The organism is Peptoniphilus phoceensis, from assembly GCF_001517665.2.
Lineage (GTDB): Bacteria > Bacillota > Clostridia > Tissierellales > Peptoniphilaceae > Peptoniphilus_A > Peptoniphilus_A timonensis.
The window spans coordinates 158,021-178,301 of the sequence record NZ_LN999807.1 but is presented as its reverse complement, the minus strand read 5'-3'; the positions used below and the strand labels follow the sequence as shown (position 1 = coordinate 178,301).

At 30.6% G+C, this 20,281-nt stretch carries 19 protein-coding genes and 2 pseudogenes; 5 read left to right on the top strand and 16 right to left on the bottom strand.

The window, feature by feature from the left end:
- Positions 1-66: 66 nt before the first annotated feature.
- Positions 67-594: a DUF4364 family protein gene (locus tag BN3657_RS01805; protein ID WP_062551532.1), complete on the bottom strand. Its 528-nt coding sequence runs from the start codon at positions 592-594 to the stop codon at positions 67-69.
- 97 nt (positions 595-691) lie between these two features.
- Between BN3657_RS01805 and hpt the strand changes: the two genes are divergently transcribed.
- From hpt to BN3657_RS01785, 4 genes are read left to right on the top strand one after another with little or no spacing between them, the layout of a single operon-like run.
- Positions 692-1,219, top strand: coding sequence for a hypoxanthine phosphoribosyltransferase (hpt, locus tag BN3657_RS01800; RefSeq protein WP_062551531.1), 528 nt, complete (start codon positions 692-694; stop codon positions 1,217-1,219).
- Positions 1,206-2,120, top strand: a complete 915-nt coding sequence (locus BN3657_RS01795; protein WP_082676812.1) for a type II CAAX endopeptidase family protein — start codon at positions 1,206-1,208, stop codon at positions 2,118-2,120. The genes hpt and BN3657_RS01795 overlap by 14 nt, the downstream gene beginning before the upstream one ends.
- A 12-nt stretch (positions 2,121-2,132) precedes the next feature.
- On the top strand, positions 2,133-2,870 hold the full coding sequence (locus BN3657_RS01790) for an SIR2 family NAD-dependent protein deacylase (protein WP_062551530.1): 738 nt from the start codon (positions 2,133-2,135) through the stop codon (positions 2,868-2,870).
- Entirely contained in the window at positions 2,867-3,592 is a 726-nt protein-coding gene (locus tag BN3657_RS01785) for a class I SAM-dependent DNA methyltransferase (protein WP_062551529.1), read from the top strand. Before BN3657_RS01790 ends, BN3657_RS01785 begins: the two co-directional genes overlap by 4 nt.
- Positions 3,593-3,701: 109 nt before the next feature.
- Here BN3657_RS01785 and BN3657_RS01780 read toward each other — a convergent pair whose 3' ends face one another.
- Positions 3,702-4,475: a copper amine oxidase N-terminal domain-containing protein gene (locus tag BN3657_RS01780; protein WP_062551528.1), complete on the bottom strand. Its 774-nt coding sequence runs from the start codon at positions 4,473-4,475 to the stop codon at positions 3,702-3,704.
- A 196-nt stretch (positions 4,476-4,671) separates the two neighbouring features.
- On the opposite strand from BN3657_RS01780, the gene hslO reads away from it, so the two are divergent.
- On the top strand, positions 4,672-5,592 hold the full coding sequence (gene hslO, locus BN3657_RS01775) for an Hsp33 family molecular chaperone HslO (protein WP_062551527.1): 921 nt from the start codon (positions 4,672-4,674) through the stop codon (positions 5,590-5,592).
- An 87-nt stretch (positions 5,593-5,679) separates the two neighbouring features.
- Here hslO and BN3657_RS01770 read toward each other — a convergent pair whose 3' ends face one another.
- The 14 genes and pseudogenes from BN3657_RS01770 to guaA all read right to left on the bottom strand — a co-directional run bounded on the left by BN3657_RS01770 (position 5,680) and on the right by guaA (position 20,095).
- On the bottom strand, positions 5,680-6,183 hold the full coding sequence (locus BN3657_RS01770; RefSeq protein WP_062551526.1) for an ECF transporter S component: 504 nt from the start codon (positions 6,181-6,183) through the stop codon (positions 5,680-5,682).
- Positions 6,184-6,283: 100 nt separating this feature from the next.
- Entirely contained in the window at positions 6,284-8,578 is a 2,295-nt protein-coding gene (gene thrC, locus BN3657_RS01765) for a threonine synthase (RefSeq protein ID WP_062551525.1), read from the bottom strand.
- Complete coding sequence (locus BN3657_RS01760; RefSeq protein WP_062551524.1) at positions 8,575-9,756, bottom strand: homoserine dehydrogenase; 1,182 nt, start codon at positions 9,754-9,756, stop codon at positions 8,575-8,577. The genes thrC and BN3657_RS01760 overlap by 4 nt, the downstream gene beginning before the upstream one ends.
- A 1-nt stretch (position 9,757) precedes the next feature.
- Positions 9,758-10,738: an aspartate-semialdehyde dehydrogenase gene (locus BN3657_RS01755; RefSeq protein WP_019138673.1), complete on the bottom strand. Its 981-nt coding sequence runs from the start codon at positions 10,736-10,738 to the stop codon at positions 9,758-9,760.
- A gap of 2 nt (positions 10,739-10,740) precedes the next feature.
- A complete protein-coding gene (locus tag BN3657_RS01750; protein ID WP_062551523.1) occupies positions 10,741-12,051 on the bottom strand; it encodes an aspartate kinase in 1,311 nt (436 codons plus the stop codon).
- Positions 12,052-12,400: 349 nt separating this feature from the next.
- Entirely contained in the window at positions 12,401-13,534 is a 1,134-nt protein-coding gene (locus BN3657_RS01745; RefSeq protein ID WP_062551522.1) for a cation diffusion facilitator family transporter, read from the bottom strand.
- 442 nt (positions 13,535-13,976) lie between these two features.
- Positions 13,977-15,836, bottom strand: coding sequence for an AIPR family protein (locus BN3657_RS01740; protein ID WP_062551521.1), 1,860 nt, complete (start codon positions 15,834-15,836; stop codon positions 13,977-13,979).
- Positions 15,837-16,092: 256 nt separating this feature from the next.
- Positions 16,093-16,518: pseudogene (locus BN3657_RS08685) on the bottom strand (KilA-N domain-containing protein); the annotation flags it as partial.
- A 414-nt stretch (positions 16,519-16,932) separates the two neighbouring features.
- Positions 16,933-17,154 (bottom strand): GNAT family N-acetyltransferase, encoded by a 222-nt coding sequence (locus BN3657_RS08575; RefSeq protein WP_222859613.1) that lies wholly within the window; start codon positions 17,152-17,154, stop codon positions 16,933-16,935.
- Positions 17,151-17,357 carry a hypothetical protein gene (locus BN3657_RS08570; protein ID WP_230204170.1) on the bottom strand — a complete coding sequence of 69 codons (207 nt, stop codon included), beginning with the start codon at positions 17,355-17,357 and terminating at the stop codon, positions 17,151-17,153. The genes BN3657_RS08575 and BN3657_RS08570 overlap by 4 nt, the downstream gene beginning before the upstream one ends.
- Before the next feature lie 125 nt (positions 17,358-17,482).
- Positions 17,483-17,692, bottom strand: a complete 210-nt coding sequence (locus BN3657_RS01720) for a hypothetical protein (protein WP_062551520.1) — start codon at positions 17,690-17,692, stop codon at positions 17,483-17,485.
- Positions 17,693-17,730: 38 nt separating this feature from the next.
- A complete protein-coding gene (locus BN3657_RS01715; protein ID WP_062551519.1) occupies positions 17,731-17,946 on the bottom strand; it encodes a helix-turn-helix domain-containing protein in 216 nt (71 codons plus the stop codon).
- 103 nt (positions 17,947-18,049) lie between these two features.
- Positions 18,050-18,380: pseudogene (locus BN3657_RS01710) on the bottom strand (plasmid mobilization protein).
- A 194-nt stretch (positions 18,381-18,574) separates the two neighbouring features.
- Positions 18,575-20,095 carry a glutamine-hydrolyzing GMP synthase gene (guaA, locus tag BN3657_RS01705; RefSeq protein ID WP_062551518.1) on the bottom strand — a complete coding sequence of 507 codons (1,521 nt, stop codon included), beginning with the start codon at positions 20,093-20,095 and terminating at the stop codon, positions 18,575-18,577.
- Positions 20,096-20,281 lie beyond the last annotated feature (186 nt).

Below are 20,281 nucleotides of genomic sequence, written 5' to 3'. Positions count from 1 at the left end.
CAGCTAGCAAAAAAGGTCCTTTGGACCGCAAAAGCAAAACCACCGGCTACGCCGGTGGATTTTTATTTATTCTTCTGATGTGTCCTCTGTTAAAATTTTTAATATTTTGGAATAAATTTCTTCTGGATTTTTTTTAAAGTTTGAAGAGATTTTTTTTGCCATTGTGGAATCTGATGCTTCAATTTTAAGATCAAGGACATCAATTTCGTCGTCTTTTATTTTTAAGTTCACATAAGAAGTTCCATCTTTGTCAAAAACTTTTGTCAAAATAGAATTTTTTAAGAGAAGTTCGTGACGATAGTTTTCCATTTTCTCGTCTAAAAATTTTATATTGTCTTCAGGGATTTGTTCGTAGAAAATATTTAGTGTGTTTTGTCCATCTTCTGACAAATAATATTTTTTCTCACTATCAAAAAGGACAAGTCCTGTTGATTCTAACTCTTTTAAATATTGTTTAAAGTAAAAATAATTAAAGAGTTCAATGTTAAGTACAAAATAGCTAAGGTCATTTTCTTTCAATCTGTGGTTGAAATTATCTATCACATATAAAATTAATAATTTATTTAATGCAAGTTCAAAAGAACTTTTTTTCATAAGATCACCTTCCAAGTAATTATACCAAAGCCAGGCTTATAATGGCAATTAAAGATGAATTTTTGGCATTTTTTGATATAATGTATTTGGAGGAATTATGGAAAAGGAAATATTATTTTCTCGTGAAGAGATTAAAGAAAAAGTAGAAAGTTTGGGCAAGAGAATTGAAAAGGACTTTGAAGATGATTTCGTAGTTATTTCCCTCTTGAGAGGAAGTTTTATTTTTGCCGCAGACTTAGTTAGAGAGATAGATAAATTAGTAGAGATAGATTTTCTTACAACATCAAGTTATGGACACAGCGAAAGTTCTAGCGGTGAAGTTAGATTTTTGACTGACCTTAGAACAGATATTGAAGGTAGAAATGTGCTTGTAGTCGATGACATTTTAGATACTGGAAACACACTTTATGCAGTGAAAGAAAAATTAAAGGAAAAAAATCCAAAATCTTTAAAGACTTGTGTCTTGCTTGATAAACCTTCAAGGAGAGAGGCAGATGTAAGTGCTGACTATGTTGGATTTGAAATTGATGATATTTTTATAGTTGGTTATGGACTAAATTATGGCGACCACTACAGAAATGTCCCTTACATTTACACATATAAAGAAAAAAATGAGAACTTATAAAAAGAAAAATTTAAATGTCATGAGTGTCAACTCTTTGACACTTGTGCTTGCAATTATTTTTTTGACAATTGGTTTTAATATTCAGGAGCGTTTTAGCTTTTGGGGAACTTTTATAACAGAAACTTTAATAGTTTTGCTACCAGCCCTTCTCATTTCTTCAACTGGAGATGTAAAAGAGGTTTTAAAAATAAAGAAAGTTTCTTTTAAGAGTTTGGGGAAGACAATTATTTTAGTTGTTTTAATTTACCCAGTGATTCTCTTATTAAATGGAGTATTTTTATCCCTACTTTCAAATTTTATTGAATATAAAAATTTCCCCATGGAAATAATGCTACAAAATGTTCCTATTTTAAATTATTTGATTTTTATGTGCCTTGTGCCAGCAATTTGTGAAGAAGTTTTCTTTAGAGGGACACTTACAAATGCCTATAATGTCTATGGAGAAAGATTTGCCATAGTAGTTTCGGCACTTGTATTTGCTTTATTCCACTTCGACATACAAAACTTTATTGCACCTTTTTTGTTGGGACTTTTGTTTGCAAGTTTAATTGAATACACGGGTTCAATTATCCCTGCAATTGTTGCACATTTTATTAACAATGTCATTGCAGTTTTGACAGCTAGATACTTAAATGAAAGACTTTTTGACTTTTTGAGACAGACAAAATTTACACGCGAAATTGGATCTCTTGAACTTTCAATTATTATTATTTTAGTTCTTCTTTCAATTTTTTCATTTATACTTAGTAGGTTGATTTTAAAAAGTTTAAAGGAAGAAAATAATAAATGCAAGGAAGTAAAAATCAGATATAGAGATGTTGAGGGGATAGATTTATTTAACTTTGTTCCCCTAATTGCCCTTGTGATTTTGTATTTCATCTATCACTACATTGTTTTTTAAGGAGATGGGATTATGGATAAAATAAAAGAAGCAGCAGAATTAATTTTAAAATCAAAAAAAGTTTTTGCCCTAACAGGTGCAGGAATTTCTACAGATTCAGGCATTCCTGATTTTAGATCATCTACTGGATATTATTCCAAGATGGATCCAATACTTGCCCTTTCAAAGGACAGACTAATAAATCATCCAGAAATTTTTTATAAAGAAGGCTATAAAATTTTAGAAGACTTAAATGACCAAGAACCCAATGATGGCCACAAGGCCCTTGCAAAGATGGAAGAGCTTGGATATTTATCTGGAATTATTACACAAAATATAGATAACCTTCACGCAAAGGCAGGTTCAAAAAATATTTATGAAGTTCACGGAGAAACTCGTGGCACTCATTGTATGAATTGTGGAAAAGAATATCCCTTTGCCCTAATGCGTGAAAAAGTTGAAAGTGGAGAAATCCCACCTAAATGTGACTCATGTGGCGGAGTAATAAGACCAAATGTTGTGATGTTTGGCGATATGATGCCAGATGATTTTGAAAGAGGAGCAAGAGAACTTGATTCAACTGATACCTTAATTGTTGTGGGCTCATCTCTTACAGTTTCTCCAGTAAATTTCTTGCCAAATTATGTTGATCATTTAATTATAATAAACAATGATCCTACACCAATGGACAGGCGAGCAGATTTTGTTTTCCATGAAAATTCGTCAAAAGTTCTTCAAGAAATTTTAAAGGAGATTGAAATTAGATCATGATGTACGGAGATTTTGCTTATTTTTACGACAAGCTCATGTATGATCTTGATTATGAAAAAATTTATAAATTTATAAGAGAGCTTCTAGGGGAAAAATCTCTAGAAGCTAACTTAATTTTGGAAATGGCTTGTGGGACAGGAGGACTGACAGAAAAGTTGGTCAAGGACTACAAAGTCCACGCCTTTGATTTGTCAGAAGATATGTTAAGTGTTTGTGAAAATAAAATTAGAAGTAGAAATTTAAAACTATTTAAACAAAATATGGCAGATTTTTCTGCTCCATCAACTTATGATGCAATTGTTTCTGTAGGCGACAGCTTAAATTATCTAACAGAAAAAGAAGATTTTGAGTCAGCTCTAAAATCAGCTTTCGAGCATTTAAGAGAAGGTGGAATTTTTATATTCGACCTAAATACTGAGTACAAGTTTAAAAATATTGATCCAGTAACTGTCGATGAAGTTGAAGACGTCTTTTATATTTGGGAAAATATTTTTGATGAAGAAAAGAAATTAAACACTTATGGAGTTAATTTTTTCAGAAATACTGATGACAACAATTATAAGAGATTTTATGAAGAACACCTTGAGAGGGCATACGACCTTTCCTATGTAAAAAAATTTTTAGAAGAAATTGGCTGTAAAGAAATAGAAGTTTATGATGATTATGAATTTAAAGAAGTAAGTGATAAAACTTCGAGATATACAATAGTCGCACAAAAATAAAATACATTAAAAAATGGCTTCCATAGGGAGGCCATTTTTAGTAGATAAATTAAAATTTTTATTTTCTCTTATTAAGAGAGAACCTTTAAGGATAACAGAATACCTATTTTTATGGATGACACCTTTTACAAGCTTGGTAACCGGAATTTATTGCTTCTTCACGTGTGTTAAAAATAACTCTGTTATTTGGTGCTATTTTTTTCGCGGATCCGCAACTTCCTAAGTGTAATTTTTTCTTACTAGAATTCCCAACATATTTTGCATTTGTTGGAATATTATAAGTATTAAAATTATTTCCATTTCCATTGCCAATAGGATTACCAACTAAGGTATTCACATTTGCAGTTTTATTAGTTTCAGCACTTTTTTCACTTGTATTGGTTTCAAGAGTTTTTTCAGTTTTTTTAATTTCCTCTTTTTTAGGAGTAACCTCTTTATTTTGTAAGGTAAAATTATATCCACTTCCAATTACAACAGTTCTATTTGCATTGTCCCAATTGACTTCTTTGTTGAAAAGTTCTGCGATAACTCTGATAGGCACAAAAGTTCTGTCAGAAACTATTTTTGGTGCAACATCCATTTCCATCTTTACGTCGCCCTTGCTATAAAAGTTTTCACCTATTAAAAAAACAAAATAATCTTCACCTTGAGAGATAATTACCTCTTTATCTTTAGCATTCCATTCGACTTCAAGACCCAAATTTTCAGATATAACTCTAAGTGGTACAAGAGTTCTACTATCTTCTATAAAGGGTGCGACATCTGATTCTACATAATTGCCGTCAATCCACAAGTTGATTTCATTATTAGCAAATGCATTTAAAGGCATTAGGCTAAAAAATAAGCAAAAAACTAAAATCAATTTTTCAAACTTCTTATTCAATTAAATTCCTCCTAACTATTTTGGCAGTCAAGCTGCTTATATATTGAATATATTATATTAAATAAAATATATAAAGACAACGTTTCTATAAAAATTTAAAAATTTTACTAATTAGAAGAATAATTAAAATTCCTCAAAAGCTTTAAAATACACCATTTTTACTTAAAAACTGTTATAATAGTAGGCGGTGATTTAAATGGGATATATTTTAAGAGCAATAGATGATACAGAAACTATAAAAATTTCTGCTGCTATAACAACTGATGTTGTGGAAGAGGCGGCAAAGATTCATAAATTATCAAAGACAACTTCGGCAGCCCTAGGAAGAGTTCTTACTGCCACAGCAATTATTGGTTCTTGGCAAAAAAATGAAAAGGACTCAATAACTCTTTCCATTAACGGAAATGGTCCAGCTGGGTCTGTTGTTGCAACTTGCAAAAATGACGGCTTTGTGAAAGGCTATGTGACAAATCCATCAGCAGATCTTCCTATAAGAGAATCTGATGGCAAAATTGATGTTGCTGGTGCAGTTGGTCAAGGAAATTTAACTCTTGTTATGGACACAGGAATGAAAAAACCTTACACTGGAACAGTAAATCTTACAAGTGGCGAAATTGCAGAAGATCTAGCAGTTTATTTTTTACAATCTGATCAAGTTCCATCTGCAGTAGGTCTTGGTGTTTTAGTTGATGTTGATTATTCAATTAAGGCGGCAGGCGGCTTTATAGTTCAACTTATGCCAGATTGCAGAGAAGAAGAAATTGCAAAACTTGAAGAAAATTTGAAAAAACTTAACAATGTGACTTCAGTAATTGACGAGTATCACGATGCAGAAAAGTTAATTGAAATTTTAATGGGAGACATGAACTACAAAGTTCTTGAAAAAAGAGAAATAGAATACAAGTGCAACTGTTCACGTGAAAAAGTTGAAGATGCAATTGTATCTGTTGGTCCAAAGGAAATTGGTAAAATTTTAGAAGAAGACAAAAAAGCTGAAGTAAATTGCTACTTCTGCGACAAGGTCTATGATTTTGATGAAGAAGATTTAGAAAGAATGTTAAAAAAAGCTGAAGACATAAATAAAAATAGGGACGTAATTATCCAAGATAATTTTTAAAATTTTATAAAAAAAGAAAGATAGCTTTTGGAGTTAGAACAAAAAATGGTTTTACTCAATTAGCTATCTTTTTTTGTAATTTTTTAATTAAAAATTTTTAAAAACTTTTTCCATTGGTTTTAAAACAATTAGGACAATTACAGATGAAACTGCAATTTGAATTAAGTTGCCTGGGATTGAGGCAAGAGGTGCAATAAATGATGACAAGATGAAAATTTCTCCTATGTAATAAACTAGAACTTTCACTATAGCCACAAGCACAAAGGACAAAATTAAATTTTTAATATTTAATTTTTTGTAATTCATTTTGTTTAAAATGTAGCCCATAATAAGTGCCGAAATTACTGTCATGGGTGACCAAAGAACCCAACCACTTGTGAGATCAAATAGACCCATTCCAAGAGCACCTGCTGTCATTCCAACTCGCTTGTCAAAAAATATTGCTGCAAGGAAAAAGGGGACATTGCCCAAGTGAATCAAACCTCCATTTGGGGAAAAGGGAAGTTGGATTTTTACTATCCAAGTGAATACATAGACAAGTGCAATAAAAAGTGATGTTATGACAAGGTCCTTAACCTTAAAATTTTTCATGCTTACTCCTTTCACATTTTATTTTAAATTAATAATACCAGAAATTGTCCTATAAAAAAAGAAAAAGGTCGACAATGCGACCTTTGTTTTTTTAAATTTTTTAAATTAAGAAGGCTCCTCTTTTATCAATTTCTACTGGCATAACTTTGTAACTAGTTGATAGTTTTTCCAATTTATTTTTTATGAGTTTTTCTGACTTTCTATCACTAGATTTTAAAATCACCATTATAGTTGAACCAGCACCGCTTAGGTAGTGACCAATGGCAGGGGAGTCAGCAATTATTTTTTCGATTTCATCAATTTCTGGAATTAGTTTTAATCTGTAGGGTTCGTGAATTTTATCTTCAAGGGCAGTTTTTAGATTTTCTTCATTTCCTGATATTAAAGATAAAATAAGCATAGAAACTCTAGAGATATTAAAGACAGTATCTTCTTTTGTGTAAGTTTGTGGAAGGGCTTCTCTTGCTAATTTTGTTGGAAGTTTAAAGTCAGGAATGATTGCCAAGAATTTAAAATTATTTGAGATTTCAAATTTTTCTACAAAAACTTCTTGGTTTTTTAAAATTGCTGCACTTGCATTGCCAAAGATAGCAGGTGAAACATTGTCTGGGTGTCCCTCCATCTCTGTTGAAATTTTTAAAATTTCTTTTTTATCAAATTCTTTATCCATGACAGAAAAGGCAGCCATTATTCCCATCACTATACAAGCTGCTGATGAACCAAGACCTCTTGATAAGAAAATATTTGTATTTACATCAAATTCCACAGGAATTATTTCTTTTTCGTAAAAATCAAAGGCATATTTGTAAGCCTTATATATTAAATTATCTTTAAGATTTTTTTCAAAAAGATCTTTATCAGATGTTTTTTTAAATTCACAAGTGTTATAAAGTCCGAGGGCTAGTCCCAGGGCATCAAAGCCAGGTCCAAGGTTTGCTGAACTTGCAGGCACTGAAATTCTCTTGCCACGAGATGCAAATTTTAAAACTTCTTCTTCAATTTCATCTTTTGAAATTTTTGTATTGTGAATAATTTTTTTATTTCTTAATTTTTTAATTTCATTAGGAATTTTAACTCCTGTTTTTTCATGGAGAATATTTATATTTTCAAATTCATCCTTGGAAATATTTTCGCCAAGAGCATCTAGGACTGATGATGAAAATTTGTAAGGGCTTGCAGTTGATAAGATTACAGTTTTTTTAAGTTCAAGCTTATCCACAATATTTTTTGCAACGCCTGTGTGAGGATCCATCAAATATCCTTCTTCTTTAAAAGTTTTTGCTATTGTATTTTTTGTTTCTTCTTCGCTGGCATAGCCACACAAAAATTCATCAAAGTCGCCTTCAAAAGTGAAGATGTGAGAATCATTTAAGTCCTTCATTTTTTCTTTTACAATTTCATCAGATGACTTGTGGAAAATTAATCTCTCAAGATTTGATGAAACTAAGATATCCATAGAAGGGGAGATTGTCTTTACAAGCTCTCTATTTGCATCGTAAGTTCCACTTGTGAAGAAATCTGTCAAGACATTGTTGTCATTTGATGCTATTACAAGTTTTTCTACTGGAAGACCCATTTCTTTTGCATAATATCCTGCCAAGATGTCTCCAAAGTTTCCTGTTGGGACACAAAAAGAAATTTTTTCTCCTTCAGAAATTTTTCCTTTCTTAACTAAGTCTGCATAAGAATAAAAATAATAAACTATTTGGGGAAGAAGTCTACCAATGTTAATGGAGTTGGCTGAAGATAGATAAATATTTTCTTTTTTTAATTCTTCCTTAATTTTTTTATCATTAAATATTTTTTTGACAGCAGTTTGAGCATCGTCAAAGTTTCCATCAATGGAAATGACCTTGGAGTTAAGAGAATCTGTTGTGTCCATTTGTGCCTTTTGGATGGAGCTTACGCCTTCTGTTGGGTATAAGACCAAGATGTCAATGTCTTCTGTGTTGTAAAATCCTTCAAGTGCAGCCTTTCCAGTGTCGCCTGATGTGGCAGTTAAAATTAAAGTCTTATCTTTTATGCCAAGAGATTTTTTTGCATAAGCTAAAAGATTTGGAAGTAGGCAAAGGGCAAAGTCTTTAAAGGCAGAAGTCCTGCCATGATAAAGTTCAAGATAAAAATCTTTTTTGCAAGTTACTTTTGCAATTTCATCTTCAAAAGATGCGTAGGATTTTTCTATAATTTTTAACAAATCTTGGCTGTCAAAATCTGTAAGATAAAGGGACAAAATTTTGTGAGCAAGATCTGCGTAGGAAAGATCTAAATTTTCCATTATGTCAAAGGAAGGGAAGGATTCTGGAACAAAAAGCCCACCGTCTTCAGAAATTCCCTTTACAATGGCTTCTCTGCCAGAAATTTTTAAATTAGAATTTCTTGTTGATAAAAATTTCATATTTCCTCCTCGATTTCTGCTATAAATATATCATCAAGATCTTTTATAGAATTTCTTAATTCATCAAGACTTATTTCTTTGGTTATTATGTGATGGTCATCTCCAATGCACTTTTCTTCTTCTACTAAATTTTTTAATTGGCTAGAGATTTTTGAAGTCCTAATATAAAATTTATTTTTCAAATTATTTGTGACTTTATAGGAATTTGATGCATCATAAAAAGTTTTTATTTCTCTTTTTGCAAGAATCCTCAAAAGGTCACGCATAATTGCATCGGCAGTTTCAAGTTTACCTGCACCAGGTCCTTTTAATTCATAAGAAGAAAAGTTTTCGCCCCAAACTTTTATTGCATTTATTCCATCAAAAGTTTTTGCAAAAAAGTTGTCTTTTAAAAAAGTTGGTATTACTGAAATATTTATTTTTCCATCTGAAAGTTTTGATTTGGCAAGAAGCCTAATAGCATAGCCCTTATCTTTTGCAAAGTCAAAATCAGATTTTTTTATATTTGAAATTCCAAAAGTAAAAATCTCATCTTCTTCTATCTTTGCCTTATAAATTAGTGAAGAAAGAATTCTTATCTTTCTCATGGCATCAAAACCTAAAACATCAGCACTTGGATCTGCTTCTGCATAGCCAAGTTCTTGTGCTTCTTTTAAAACATCATCATAAGATGAACCTTCAAGCTCCATTTTTGAGAGAATATAATTTGATGTTCCATTTAAAATCCCATAAATTTTATTCATGTCGCTAAAAAAAGCTTCTTCCATTATTGGATGAATTATAGGAATTGCACCGGCAACTGAAGCTTCATAGGAAAAATAAACTTCATTTTCTCTTGCAAGTTCATTTAATTCTTCAAAATATTTTGAAACCATGGCCTTATTGGCAGTTACAATATTTTTACCAGATTTCATTAATTTTACAATTCTATCATGAGTTTCTTCTAAATTTGAAGTGACATCAATAACTGTGTCTACATCAGAATTTAAAATTTCATCAAAATCATCTGTAAAGACTAAGTCCTTATTGTGAGGAAATCTCTCTTTATTTTTATTTTTTATTAAAACTTTTTCTATTTCTATATCAAAATTATTTTTTAAGAGGGCATCTCTTTTTTTGAATAAGATTTCTTCGACGCCAGTTCCCACTGTGCCGAAGCCCATTATTGCAATTTTCAAATTAAACCTCCAAGACTTTTTTAGCAATTTGCACTGCGTTTGTCGCTGCACCCTTTCTTATATTGTCGGCACAAGACCAAAGATTTAGACCATTTTCTACAGTAAAGTCACGTCTAATTCTTCCAACAAAGACTTCGTTTTTGTCAGCTGCCATAAGTGGCATTGGGTAAACTTCATTTGCAAGATCGTCTTCTAAGACCATGCCAGGATATTCTGAGATAATTTTTTTCACGTCGGAAACTTCAAAAGCTTTTTCCACTTCAACATTTATTGATATGGAGTGAGAATTTCTAACAGGGACTCTCACAGTTGTTGCAGTGACAAGAAGGGAGTCGTCATGAAAAATCTTTTTAGTTTCATTTATCATTTTCATCTCTTCCTTTGAGTAACCATTATCTAAAAATACATCAATTTGTGGTATGCAGTTGTTTTTAATTGGATACTTGTAGGCAAGATTAGTACCCTTTTCCAAGTCTGATATACCTTTAATGCCAGATCCTGAAACAGATTGGTAAGTAGAATAAATAACTCTCTTTATCTTGTATTTGTCGTGGATTGGTTTAAGTGGCAAAACAGATTGAATTGTAGAACAATTTGGATTTGCAATTATGCCCTTATTATTTTTTATATCTTCAGGATTTATTTCAGGAACAACTAGGGGAACTTCTGGGTCCATTCTAAAAGCTGAAGAGTTATCTACAACTGTTGCACCAGCTTTTGCAGCAAGGGGAGCAAACTTTTCACTTACAGAACCACCTGCAGAGAAAAGAGCAATTTTAATATCTCTTCCTTCAAAAGAATCTTCCTTTAATTCTTCAACAGTATATTCTTTTCCACAGTATTCAATTTTTTTACCTGCAGATTTTTTCGAACTAAATAAATATAAATTATCTATAGGAAAATTTTCTTCACTTAGAACCTTTAACATCATACTTCCAACTAAACCAGTTGCACCTACAACAGCTACATTTACTTTCTTCATCTTTAGTCCTCCTTGTAAAATTCTTTGTAAATAGCACGAATTGCCTTTTCAAAATCCTTAGTTTCAACTCCAATAATAATATTAATTTCGCTGGAACCTTGACTTATCATCTTTATATTAATGCCCTCTCTGGCAAGAGCAGTGAATGTCCTAGAAGAAACACCTTTTTCATTTATCATGCCACGACCAACAACAGCAATAAGGGAAATATCTCTTTCCCAAGAAAGATTGTCAACATTTAGATAAATTTTTAATTCTTCAAGAACCTTATTTAACTTTGGTGTTATAAAAGAATCTGCAACAAGCACAGAAACAGAATCAATGCTCGATGGCATGTGTTCAATAGAAATGTCATTAGATTCAAAAACTGTAGTTAATTTTCTGAAAAAGTCCTTTTCAGTATTCATGTTTACTTTTTCAAGATTTATAACAGTAAAATCTTTTTTGCCAGAAATACCAGTTAAAATATTTTTATTTTTCACATCGCACTTGGATAAAATCAAAGTACCTTCTTCATGTGGGGCATTGGTATTTTTTATATTAATAGGAATATTTTTGTCCCTAAGTGGAAAGATTGCCTCTTCGTGTAAAACTTTTGCACCCATGTAAGAAAGTTCTCTAAGTTCTTTATAAGTAATAGTTCCCATTGGTGCAGGATTTTTTACTATTTTTGGATCTGCAACTAAAAATCCAGAGACATCTGTAAAGTTTTCATACATTTCGGCATCAAGGGCAGAAGCAATTACAGAACCAGTCACGTCAGACCCACCACGAGAAAAAGTCTTTACCTTTCCGTCTTCTTTTACACCATAAAAACCAGGTATTACAGCCCTGTCGTGTTTAGTCAAAACATTTTTAATATTTTCTTCTGACTTTTCTAAATCTAAAACTCCATTTGTGAAAACAATAAGATCTTTAGCATCAACAAAATCATATCCCAAATAAGAAGCTAGAACTTGAGCACTGATAAATTCGCCACGACTTATGACAAAATCATAACTTGAACCCTTAGTAATTTCATCTTTAACATTAGATAAAATACTATTTATGTCAATATCCAAAACAAGATCATCAACAATATTTTTAAAAACATTTTCGATGATCTTGTAAACTTCATTAAAATTCAATTCGTGCGCACTTAGCTCATGGCACATTGCTAAAAGGTCAGTGACCTTGTGATTGTTGTTAACACCTTTTCCAGGCGCAGAAACCACGATATACTTTCTTGCGTCATCTTCCAGAATAATATCCTTAACTTTTTTCAGCTGACGAGCATCGGCAAGTGAACTGCCACCAAATTTTGCGACTTTCATCTTTTTCTCCTTTTTAAGTAATCTAAAATAAGTAAGCTAATAAAATTCTTTAACATAAATTTGTGAAAATAAAAAATAAAAATAGAATACCATATAAATAAAAATAGATAAAAATTTTTTAATCCCTAAAATAGGGAAGAAAACTAAAAAAATCTCACAAAAGAACCATTAATATAGGTAGAATGTTAAAAGTAATTTTTTCGATTATACAATTATTTACTAAAGTTGTCAATTGCTAGGGGTCTATAATAAAGAAAGGAAAGATAAGTTATGACAAATGAGAAAGGGGATAGTCAAGATAAAATTTTAAAATGTGAAAATAAAAAAGGCCCTTAGTGGGCCGTTAAAATTATAAATCAATATCTGGAACAATTTGAATTTTGTAATCAGGATAAAGTGTAGAAATTTCTTCTTCAATAACTTTTAAAGCCTCATCTCTTTCTACATCAAAACTCAAGACAACATCAAATCTAATACTTTTATTTTTTGTGTCAACATAAAATCCATGAACTTGGAGGGCCCAAGCGTGGGACATTATCTTTCTTTCAATTGTCCTCCTAATTTCTCCAGCTTCCTTGTCCCTTGTGTTGTAGGAATAAACACCCAGAGCAATCAATATAATACCAGTTTTTTTATAGACTTTATATTGTAATTTTCTTGTAAGTTTATCTACCTCATCAACATCCATATTGTCTGGAAGCTCAACATGAAGAGAGCAATAATATTTGTTAGGTCCATAATTAAAAAGTGCAAGGTCATATACTCCAATTACAGGTTCTTCTTCTTTTACTAAGTCTTTAATCTTTTTAATCATTTCTGGATCAGATCTATGACCAATTAAATCATCAATAGTAGAAAGAATCATTTCTATACCAGCCTTAATCATAAAGGCAGAGATGACAAGACCTACATAAGATTCGAGAGAGAGTCCAAAAACCATAAAAATAATAGCAGAAATAAAAACTGAAAGTGAGAGAATTGAATCAAATAGGGCATCTGACCCAGATACAATCAAAGCGCCTGAGTTTACTTTTTTTCCTTGTCCTTTGACATATTTGCCTAAGAAAAACTTCACTACAACAGCAAGACCAATTACAAATATTGAAAGCTTGGTGTAGGAAGCAGGGCTTGGGTTAATAATTTTTTTAACACATTCCACTAGAGAAGTGATTCCAGCATAGAGAACAAGGGCAGCTATAACCATAGAAGAAATATATTCAATCCTTCCATAACCCATAGGATGCTTCTTATCTGGTGCTTTGCTTGCGAGTTTTTCTCCTATAATAGTTACAAGAGAGGAAAGAGCATCAGACAAGTTATTAAGAGCGTCAAGGGTTAAGGCAATGGAATTGACCAAAAAACCAAGTATTGCCTTGAAGACCGCTAATAAAACATTTGTGATTATTCCAATAATACTAGTCCTTACAATAATTTTTCCACGAATTGCTGATTCATTTAATACTTCAAAGTTGTCATTTGACATTTTTTCACTCCTTATTATTGATTTGATAGATTAAATTTTCAAGATATAAAATTAAGTTGAGAACATTAAAATTGTTTTTGAAAAATTAACTCTTCAAAAAATTATTAAGTAAGCTAATCCAGCTTAATTATTTCAAGATTTAACATTTAAAATTTAATTTTAAAAATGTTTTATATTTTCTAGATATAATAACACACTTTAGAAAATTCTTATAGCTATGATTTCGTATCATGACAAATAAATAAGACCCTAGTATTAACTAAGGTCTTGTAAACTTTTATAAAATTTTGCTATTATTCCCATTCTTCTTTTCCAAACGTCCGATATATCCCAAACCTTTCAAAATACAAGATTCCTTTTTTTAGAGTATCACCAAATCCACCTAATTATAGGACGTTTTCAAATTTTTAGTCCAATCCCAGTCCCAGTACCGGAAGATTAGTCATGATTGTGTTTCTTCGATCTTAGTTATTTTAAATTCGTAATCATTTAAGTCATTATTAATTGTTGAGCCTTTATAATAATTATCAAAATCTTCAACTCGTGTAGCAATAACTAGATTTTCCATTTTTTCTTTACCATTTTTATTCTCCTGCTTGAGAATTTCTTCTTTTTCATAGAAATAATCAATATTAGATTTTTTATTTGATTGTATACGTTCAAATTCTTTCCATTGATCTAAAATTTCATCTACGATCAAATTTAATGAATCTTCAGTCCTATCAAAATATTCATCTGTTAAAAATTTAGAAATAACATTTATTATTGCATATTTCCCATATCTTAATCCTTCACCATAATCGGATCTACTATTTTCTTTTTTTTCTTTTTTTTCTAAATATTTAAATGCAATGTATAAGAAATATATACGATCATATCCTTCAGGTCCTATATCTATATTGAAAAATTTCTCATAATCATTCATATTATATAAAGCATCTTCACCATTTCGCCTGGCAGCATTTACTCTACCATTCATAGCATAGATAATTCTAATAATTGTATTTCTACTAATAATTTGATCTTTAGAAATATAGCCTTTTTCGATACCTTCAGTGAATTCACCTGTTTTTCTATGATAAAAGTATCCGTAGTTATTGTATATATACTTTTGAAAATCAATTTGTACATTTGAATTTGATTTCCTATCTGCAACTGTTACTTTACTTTGATTATTTGTTGTTAATGAAAGCTCATCAATTAATCTTTGTTTGCTTACTTCATCATTCATCCCTTGATCAAAAGTAATTACCTTTAGTAGTACTTCTTTATTATCAAATACTTTATTATCTATGTCATCATCTTCTAAAACAGTTGATAAAGTGTAAGCTGTTTGTCCTCCATTAATTATTTGTGGATTTAACAATGATAATTCACCTATACCTTCTCTGCCAGTCCTTGAGGTATATGATGTTTTATCAGATAGCAATGTAATTCCATTGTTAAACAATGCAAATACATTACCTGAACGATTGATTACAGAATCTTTTATTGAAGAGTTTACTTCATTGACTGACGCTCCTAAATAGCTTCTTGGATTAAACTTCAATATAGAGTTCTTAAATGAACTCATTAATTTTGCAATTTCTAATATCGGAACAAAAAACAATTGTACAGATGTGGTAAATTCTTCGTCTTCAACCCAATAATCCATTGTATAATTATTTTTCGAACCTAAATTTAAATTAACAGAAATATTTGTTGCTTGATGAACAGTTCCCCTAACTATAGGAAAAACCAATTCTTCATATGCTCTTTCATAGTTGTAAACTTCAAATGGAAAATTTAATAACTTACCCATTGCATCTGCAAGTACACTACTTACGTTTGCAAGTATAATAACATTAAAATCGTACCTACTTATTTGCTCAATTTCTGAAAGATTTTGTATTAATCTTTGGATTTTGTCGTTGTATTTTATTCCATTTTTATCTATTGTTTCACCTCTACTTATCCTATCTATATCCATTTTATTTATTTCTTCTAATTCGATAGATTTATTCATGAAGTTATCATTATTCGTTCTAAACTTTGATTGAATAAAATATATTTTTTTATTTTCATGATCAATATAGTAGGCGTCAATTCCTCCATCTTGAGAATCATCTGTAACAAATTTTTCTCGTTTCTCAAAATCCAACAAATTAAATTTAGCTTTTAAAAGCAAATGAATATAAGCTCTAGAATTTGCACGATTTACTTTATCTAAATCATCCTTATTTGGATGATAAATTCTATAATCTTCTGGAGCTTCTTTTCTCAACGCTTCTAGAACTTTAAGTAAAGTAAGATATTTTATCATGTACTTTCCTCCTTATATTTTTAAAATCTATATTTTTATTTCCTTAGTAGAAGGCTTGAAACCAAGTATTCATCGCCACTATCTTCCCTTTTAATAATTATACCGCTAGATCCACAAGAAAAATCCGAGGTATTATTTGTAGAATTTTAATTATATAGAAATCATCATTTCCTAGTGGTTTTGCTCTCATTTTAAGAATTACACATTCAATAAGGTAAACCAACGTTTTACAATATTTTTCTATATTCGGTTAAAACTACTTGTTTCTTTCTAATCTCCTGATACCACTATCACCAAGCTTTTCAATTGACACCAATTGTCTTCTAGCAAGTTTTCTAAGTTCTGTCATTCTTTCTTTTTGATCCATCCTTTTATCGATAAGAACCGCATTATAGCTTTCCATATTTGCAGGGACCAATAACTCATTTAAACTTGCATAGTCTCTCATATTACCTTTTAAATCCTGATTTTTTTCACGCTACTCTTTAGCAGTTTTATTAAATAATACTACATTTAGCATATCCGATTCACTAGCATACTTGAATGATAATTGTTCATTGGTTAAATCTTTAAGAAGGTATTCTTTTATTGCATCGGTATGGATTTTATAATTAATCTTTGATATTTCTCTATGCAGATTCCAAGATAATGATAATTTTAAGTTTTCATCTTCTTTAAGTCTTAAGTCTTTTGTAATCATTTTTAAAATCTTCAGTATAAACTTGAATTGAAAATCCTTTAGCAGAAATTTGCTATTTATTTATTTTTGACAATTTACTACCTCCTTATACTAGTGTACTCCTTACAATAGTCATTATATAATCATTACTCTAAGCAACACACCAACTGTTAATTTTTCGATTTTTAAACTTTGGTAGAAGTCTTGAGCTCCTTATGTTTACATAACTATTTGTCTCCATCTGTATGATGACACGAAACACTCAAAAACATCCTATAGTATTATTAATGATTGCAGACACTATCTTTTCGATCTATTAAGGCGGATTATTAATCGCATCAACTGAAAAATTTATACATCGGAAATTTATTTAGATACTTTTTACCATTTTTATATTATTGTATCGTGTTCCATTCTTCAAAATAAATGCTTCTGGAATTCCCCCACTTTGACGAATCCTAGTTTCTCATAAAGTATCTGATCTCTTATATTACCTAAGAAATAGTCCAGTTCAATTTGGGTAAGGCCCCATTCCTTAGTATAGTCTTCAAGACAAAGAAGCATCTTCTTTCCTATTTCTAAATTCCAAAATTCTTTCAGAACTGTAACAGCAACATTTCCTCGATGATGCATTTTCATTTTTTTGATCTTGAAATCTGAGCACTTGCAATCAATCTTCCATCAATTTCTGCTATATTCATAAGAATATCTTCAGATTCATTAAATTCTTTTATCGTTTTCTTTTCCTGTTCAACATTCAGAGTTATTTCTTCTGGATAATAGTATAAAAAGTTAGATTCTCCCATAACGGTTTTCCAAATATTCAATAGTTTCTGCGGCATCTTTTACTTGAATTTCTCTAATTTAGCAAATCCTACCATTTTTCATTTCAAAACTTACTGGTATGTATTTCATATTTATCCCTCCCTTATTTTTTATTGTAATATTTTCTTCTTTCTAAATTATTTTACAAATTTACTGTAAAAATCATTAAATCCTTATTTTTATTTTTTGTTTCTACTAATATAACTAATCTATCATTTTTAAATCTTATGCCTAAGTATTGATGGTTTGTATCTGTGTCTCCTTTTTGGTAATCTTTTATATTTTTTCCAACTGTTTTAAGTGCTTTAACATAATTAAACTTTCCTGATTCAGTGTTACCAATCTGATGCATGTTACCTATTTTTTATTGTTTCGTATTTATTCATTTAATTACCTGACATAATCTATAATATCCTCAACCTTACACTCAAGAACATAACAAATCTTTGCTATAGTTTCTAAATCAATTCTTTTAACTTTATTATTACAATAAGAATTAAGTTGCGTCCTTTGAAGGTTTGCTTCTTTATCTAATTTATTTTTGCTTATACTTTTTTCTTCTAAAACTTGGTCTATTCTAAAAATAATTTTGCCAAAGTTTTGCATAGATTTCTCTCTCTTGTCATTTTAAAAATCGGCATTTCATTTGAATATATTATATCTTATTTTAAAAACTTCTTACAGGTCTAAGATTTATTTCAGCTGAATTCTATTTAGTTTTTCTTAAAAACAAGGAATATATATCCCATATCTCTTTTGCCAATTTTTCTATTTTTTCTCTCATATAATCAATATTTTTCTTATAAATGACTCCAGTTGTATTAGTTTCTGTTGCGATCTGGTTTTATATTATTTGTTACATTTGAAAGTAGCCATTGGAGATCTCTAATTGGTTCTAGGTTTACAATATATATTTCTTTTTCTAATACACATTTTCTTAAAAAATGGGACATAGTTTTGCAATTAGCAAGTTTCATCTTCTTTTCAAAAACTTCTTTTTCTTCATCTGTTAAATATATTTTAAGTTGATTTTTTTTTATTAATAATAACGAGATGTTTTTATAATATAAAAGACCGCAGCTTGAAACTACGGTCTGATTTTTTGTCCGAATGTAAACCACTTGGAACTATTATTCAATTTATTCTTTTTGACAAATGTTCCCATTTTAATCCCAGTTACAGTTTTTAATCTTCTGTAACCATTGATTTTACAAAGTTTTTTGTTTTTTTGCTACTATTCCCATTCAATTGTTGCTGGGGGTTTTGATGTTATGTCATACACTATTCTATTTATGTGGTCTACTTCATTTACTATTCTATTTGATACTTTATCCAAGATTTCCCAAGGTATTCTTGCAAAGTCTGCTGTCATAAAGTCTGTTGTTGATACTGCACGAAGGGCAAGTGTATAGTCGTAGGTTCTAAAGTCGCCCATTACTCCTACTGTTCTGTTGTTTGTTAGGACTGCGAAGTATTGGTTGATGTCTTCTAGTTTTACTTTTTCTAATTCGTCTCTAAAGATTTTATCTGCATCGCGAAGTATGTCTAATTTTTCTTTTGTTATTTCGCCCATTACTCTTATGGCAAGTCCTGGTCCAGGGAAGGGTTGTCTATCTACTAGATAGTCTGCTAGTCCAAGTTCTCGTCCTAAGTCACGTACTTCGTCTTTAAATAGCATGCGAAGTGGTTCTATTATTTCTTTAAAGTCAACGAAGTCAGGTAATCCTCCAACATTGTGGTGGGATTTTATTACTGCGGAATCGCCTAGTCCTGATTCTATTACGTCTGGATATATTGTTCCTTGTGCTAAGAAGTCTACGGATTTTATTTTTTGGCCTTCTTCTTCAAAGACTCTTATAAATTCTTCGCCAATGATTTTTCTTTTCTTTTCTGGGTCTGTCACGCCAGATAGTTTATCTAAAAATCTTTTTTCTGCGTCTACTCTTATGAAGTGCATGCCTGAATTTTTAAAGGCTTCTTCTACTTCGTCACCTTCATTTTTTCTCATTAGACCGTGGTCTACAAAGATACAAGTTAGGTTTTCGCCAACTGCTTTTGATAGTAGGGCAGCTGTTACTGATGAGTCAACTCCACCTGATAGGGCAAGGAGTACTTTACCGTCAGCGACTTTTTCTTTTATTTCTTGGATTGATTTTTTGGCGTAGTTTTCCATTGTCCAATCTTTTTTTGCTCCACAGATTTTTACTGCAAAGTTTTCTAACATTTCTTTTCCATGGACTGAATGGTTTACTTCTGGATGGAATTGTAGGGCATAGAGTTTTTTGTCTACATTTGCCATTGCTGCTATTGGGCAGTTAGCACTGTTTGCTATTGTTTCGAATCCTTCTGGAGCTTTTTCAACTCTATCTACATGGCTCATCCAAACTGTTTCTTCTTGAGATAGGTTTTCGAAGATTTCTGATTTTTTTGTTTCTATTTTTGTTTTTCCAAATTCTCTTTCTTTAGGTGATTTTATTACTTTTCCACCTAATGTGTGGGCCATGATTTGCATTCCATAGCAAAGTCCAAGGATTGGAATGTTTTTGTCGAAGATTTCTTTTTCTATTTGTGGTGCTCCTTCTTCGTAAACTGAGTTAGGTCCACCTGTAAATATTATTCCTTCTACGTTTTTTCTATTTTCTAATTCTTTTAAGGCCTTGTTGTATGGGACAACTTCACAGTAAATATTTAGATCTCTTATTCTTCTTGCTATTAACTGATTGTATTGGCCGCCAAAGTCAACTACTAGTATCATATTAACCTCCTCTTTATTTAATACATTTTATAATAAAATTTTTCATTTGTATAGCAATAGCTTAGAAGATAGGATTTAAATTAAGTAATTATCTTATTTATATTGACATTAAATATTAGTAACAATATAATTTATAGAGATATATGAAAAGTGAATTTTATTGTAAAATATGCCATTTAATGATAA